Source organism: Cupriavidus laharis, assembly GCF_914271435.1.
GTDB lineage: Bacteria > Pseudomonadota > Gammaproteobacteria > Burkholderiales > Burkholderiaceae > Cupriavidus > Cupriavidus laharis.
The window spans coordinates 1-1,747 of sequence record NZ_CAJZAI010000040.1 but is presented as its reverse complement, the minus strand read 5'-3'; the positions used below and the strand labels follow the sequence as shown (position 1 = coordinate 1,747).

Sequence of the window (1,747 nt, the reverse complement as noted above, 5' to 3'; positions counted from 1 at the left end):
CGGCGCGAGTCAAGCTAGTTGTCGCCTCGGTCATGCGGCCAATGTCTGTATATTGACGCTCCCAGAATGCGTCTGGACGATGGAATCGCGTTCGGGGTTCAGGGTCACTGCACCGATAGGAGCCCAGTTGCGCGTGGTGCCCGACCAGCGCTGCGGATTGCGTGCACGAGCCTGGAGATATACCTCGTGGCGGGCGGCGAGGATCGCGGCGTCTTCACCCGCATGACGCTGTGCGGGGCTGACGTAGCGGATGCCGCTGTGCCGGTGATCATGGTTATACCAATGCACGAAGCGCGAAGCCCAGGCGCGAGCCTCCTCGAGGTTGGCGAAGCCCTTGTCAGGGAACTCCGGCCGGTACTTCGCCGTGCGGAACAGGCTTTCGACATAGGCGTTGTCATCGCTCACGCGCGGGCGCGAGTACGACGGCTTGACGCCCAGCCAGTTCAACATCGCCAGGACAGTCGTGGCTTTCAGAGTCGAGCCGTTGTCGCCGTGCAGCACTGGCTTGGCCGTCATGGCGTGGATGCCCTCGGCCAGCGCAGTGCGCTTGACCAGGTGCGCCGCATGGTGGGCATCGTCACTGTCGTGCACCTCGAAGCCCACGATCTTGCGGCTGTACACGTCCAGAATCAGATACAGGTAGAACCAGCGGCCAACGATCTCGGCGGGCAGATACGTCATGTCCCAACACCACAACTGGCGCGGTGTGGTGGCTATATGTGTCGTCGGTGGGCGGCTCTTGCGCGGCGCCTTGGCGCGGCCTCGGTGCTGGTTCTGCCCATGCGCGCGCAGGACACGCTGGAAGCTCGATTCGCTGGCAAGGTACACCCCTTCGTCGGCCAGCATGGGGACGATGCGCGCCGGGGGCATGTCGGCAAAGCGAGGCTCGTTGGCCATCTGCAGGATCTGCTCGCGCTCGGCTGGCGTCAGCGCATGGGCCGGCGTCGGCCGCACCGCGGCGGGCCTGCCGTCACCCGATACGAGCCCGTGGTTGGCCTTCCAGCGCTGCAGGCTGCGCTGGTCGATGCCGGCGACCTCGCAGGCCTGCTCCAGCCGCGCGCCGGCCCGCTGGGCCGCTTCGATGTCCTGGGCCAGCGTCTGGCGATCTTCGAGCCCGATCATTCGTCCTCGCCTTTGTCCTTGTTGAAGATCGCCGAGACTTTTTTTGACAACACCAGCAACGCTGCTGTCTCAGCCAGGGCCCTGTCCTTGCGCCGCAGTTCGCGCTCAAGCTCCTTGATGCGCCGGCGGTCTTCCTTGGCCTGCTGCGGACTGACACGCTTCTCCGCAGGCTCGGCAAGCGCTTGCGTTGCGCTGTCGCGCCATTGCTGTAGTTGCTGTGGGTACACGCCGTGTTCGCGGCACCAGGCGCTGCGGGCTGACTCGTCCATGGCTGCCGTGAGGATCACGGCCTCCAGGCGAGCGGCAGCCGTCCAGCCGCGCTCGCGTGCGGGCTTGGCCAGTTCCTCACTGCGCCAGCGCTCCAGCGTATCTGCGCTCACTCCGATCTCCCGAGCCACCAGTTCCAGCGGGGCGCTCTCCGGCGGCAGCAATCGCGCCACCGCTCTGTCCTTAAACACTTGTCCGTACCGAGCCAACTTGTTCTCTCATCATCGCCCCCTTACTGTGGAAACTGGCGGCAAGGGGGCCGGCGCCTTCGGCGCCGGCCTTCCACCGCCACTAAGAGACTTGAAATCAGGAAAGATTCAAGTTCCTATCGGGGCGACAACTATTCTGCCGCAGGGGG

At 65.3% G+C, this 1,747-nt stretch carries 1 protein-coding gene; it reads right to left on the bottom strand.

The window, feature by feature from the left end; genetic code table 11:
• Positions 1-30 precede the first annotated feature (30 nt).
• Positions 31-1,598 (bottom strand): IS3 family transposase gene (locus LDO29_RS28025; RefSeq protein WP_224082979.1). Its coding sequence is split into 2 segments (ribosomal slippage): positions 31-1,157 and positions 1,157-1,598, totalling 1,569 coding nucleotides; the frame shifts between segments, so codons are not numbered across the junction.
• Positions 1,599-1,747: the final 149 nt, after the last annotated feature.